This window comes from Streptomyces sp. NPDC091682 (assembly GCF_044756625.1).
GTDB lineage: Bacteria > Actinomycetota > Actinomycetes > Streptomycetales > Streptomycetaceae > Streptomyces.
The window spans coordinates 1,805-5,113 of sequence record NZ_JBIVTH010000062.1; the positions used below are offsets into that span (position 1 = coordinate 1,805).

The 3,309-nt window shown below is 56.6% G+C and carries 1 rRNA gene; it reads left to right on the forward strand.

From position 1 onward, the window contains the following. Positions 1 to 154: 154 nt before the first annotated feature. Positions 155 to 3,278 (forward strand): 23S ribosomal RNA (locus ACIQK6_RS43015). Positions 3,279 to 3,309 lie beyond the last annotated feature (31 nt).

Below are 3,309 nucleotides of genomic sequence, written 5' to 3' on the forward strand. Positions count from 1 at the left end.
AAGGGATCGTGCTTGGCACGTTGTTGGGTCCTGAAGGTACGGCCGTAAGGTCATGTCTTCAGTGCCGGCCCCAGTGAACTTGTTCTCTTCGGAGTGCAGGGTGATGGGTGGCTGGTCGTTGTTTGAGAACTACACAGTGGACGCGAGCATCTGTGGCCAAGTTTTTAAGGGCGCACGGTGGATGCCTTGGCACCAGGAACCGATGAAGGACGTGAGAGGCCGCGATAGGCCCCGGGGAGCTGCCAACTGAGCTTTGATCCGGGGGTGTCCGAATGGGGAAACCCGGCAGTCGTCATGGGCTGTCACCCACTGCTGAACACATAGGCAGTGTGGAGGGAACGAGGGGAAGTGAAACATCTCAGTACCCTCAGGAAGAGAAAACAACCGTGATTCCGGGAGTAGTGGCGAGCGAAACCGGATGAGGCCAAACCGTATGCGTGTGATACCCGGCAGGGGTTGCGCATGCGGGGTTGTGGGAATGAGCTTGATCGGTCTGCCGGCCGGTCGGCGAGTCAGAAACCGTTGATGTAGTCGAAGGACATGCGAAAGGTCCGGCGTAGAGGGTAAGACCCCCGTAGACGAAACATCAGCGGCTTGCTTGCTCATCTCCCAAGTAGCACGGGGCCCGAGAAATCCCGTGTGAATCTGGCGGGACCACCCGCTAAGCCTAAATATTCCCTGGTGACCGATAGCGGATAGTACCGTGAGGGAATGGTGAAAAGTACCGCGGGAGCGGAGTGAAATAGTACCTGAAACCGTGTGCCTACAAGCCGTGGGAGCGTCGCTCATTGGGTTTACCTAATGGGTCGTGACTGCGTGCCTTTTGAAGAATGAGCCTGCGAGTTAGCGGTGTGTAGCGAGGTTAACCCGTGTGGGGAAGCCGTAGCGAAAGCGAGTCCGAATAGGGCGATTGAGTTGCACGCTCTAGACCCGAAGCGGAGTGATCTAGCCATGGGCAGGTTGAAGCGGAGGTAAGACTTCGTGGAGGACCGAACCCACCAGGGTTGAAAACCTGGGGGATGACCTGTGGTTAGGGGTGAAAGGCCAATCAAACTCCGTGATAGCTGGTTCTCCCCGAAATGCATTTAGGTGCAGCGTCGTGTGTTTCTTGCCGGAGGTAGAGCACTGGATAGGCGATGGGCCCTACCGGGTTACTGACCTTAGCCAAACTCCGAATGCCGGTAAGTGAGAGCACGGCAGTGAGACTGTGGGGGATAAGCTCCATGGTCGAGAGGGAAACAGCCCAGAGCATCGACTAAGGCCCCTAAGCGTACGCTAAGTGGGAAAGGATGTGGAGTCGCAGAGACAACCAGGAGGTTGGCTTAGAAGCAGCCACCCTTGAAAGAGTGCGTAATAGCTCACTGGTCAAGTGATTCCGCGCCGACAATGTAGCGGGGCTCAAGCGTACCGCCGAAGTCGTGTCATTGCAGCAATAGGGCCAACGCCCGCTGTGATGGGTAGGGGAGCGTCGTGTGCCGGGTGAAGCAGCAGCGGAAGCTAGTTGTGGACGGTTCACGAGTGAGAATGCAGGCATGAGTAGCGATACACACGTGAGAAACGTGTGCGCCGATTGACTAAGGGTTCCTGGGTCAAGCTGATCTGCCCAGGGTAAGTCGGGACCTAAGGCGAGGCCGACAGGCGTAGTCGATGGACAACCGGTTGATATTCCGGTACCCGCTTTGAAACGCCCAATATCGAATCAGGCGATGCTAAGTCCGTGAAGCCGTTCCGGACCCTTCGGGGAAAGGAAAGTGGTGGAGCCGACGAACCAGACTTGTAGTAGGTAAGCGATGGGGTGACGCAGGAAGGTAGTCCAGCCCGGGCGGTGGTAGTCCCGGGGTAAGGGTGTAGGCCGAGGGGTAGGCAAATCCGTCCCTCATATAAGGCTGAGACCTGATGCCGAGCCGATTGTGGTGAAGTGGATGATCCTATGCTGTCGAGAAAAGCCTCTAGCGAGTTTCATGGCGGCCCGTACCCTAAACCGACTCAGGTGGTCAGGTAGAGAATACCGAGGCGTTCGGGTGAACTATGGTTAAGGAACTCGGCAAAATGCCCCCGTAACTTCGGGAGAAGGGGGGCCATCACTGGTGATAGCACTTGCTGCTTGAGCTGGGGGTGGCCGCAGAGACCAGCGAGAAGCGACTGTTTACTAAAAACACAGGTCCGTGCGAAGCCGTAAGGCGATGTATACGGACTGACGCCTGCCCGGTGCTGGAACGTTAAGGGGACCGGTTAGTGACCTTTCGGGGTTGCGAAGCTGAGAACTTAAGCGCCAGTAAACGGCGGTGGTAACTATAACCATCCTAAGGTAGCGAAATTCCTTGTCGGGTAAGTTCCGACCTGCACGAATGGCGTAACGACTTCTCGACTGTCTCAACCATAGGCCCGGTGAAATTGCACTACGAGTAAAGATGCTCGTTTCGCGCAGCAGGACGGAAAGACCCCGGGACCTTTACTACAGTTTGATATTGGTGTTCGGTTCGGCTTGTGTAGGATAGGTGGGAGACTTTGAAGCAGCCACGCCAGTGGTTGTGGAGTCGCCGTTGAAATACCACTCTGGTCGTGCTGGATGTCTAACCTCGGTCCGTGATCCGGATCAGGGACAGTGTCTGATGGGTAGTTTAACTGGGGCGGTTGCCTCCCAAAGGGTAACGGAGGCGCCCAAAGGTTCCCTCAGCCTGGTTGGCAATCAGGTGTTGAGTGTAAGTGCACAAGGGAGCTTGACTGTGAGACCGACGGGTCGAGCAGGGACGAAAGTCGGGACTAGTGATCCGGCGGTGGCTTGTGGAAGCGCCGTCGCTCAACGGATAAAAGGTACCCCGGGGATAACAGGCTGATCTTCCCCAAGAGTCCATATCGACGGGATGGTTTGGCACCTCGATGTCGGCTCGTCGCATCCTGGGGCTGGAGTCGGTCCCAAGGGTTGGGCTGTTCGCCCATTAAAGCGGTACGCGAGCTGGGTTTAGAACGTCGTGAGACAGTTCGGTCCCTATCCGCTGTGCGCGTAGGAATATTGAGAAGGGCTGTCCCTAGTACGAGAGGACCGGGACGGACGAACCTCTGGTGTGCCAGTTGTCCTGCCAAGGGCATGGCTGGTTGGCTACGTTCGGGAGGGATAACCGCTGAAAGCATCTAAGCGGGAAGCCTGCTTCAAGATGAGTATTCCCACCTCCTTGAGAGGGTAAGGCTCCCAGTAGACGACTGGGTTGATAGGCCAGATGTGGAAGCCCGGTAACGGGTGAAGCTGACTGGTACTAATAGGCCGAGGGCTTGTCCTCAGTTGCTCGCGTCCACTGTGTTAGTTCTGAA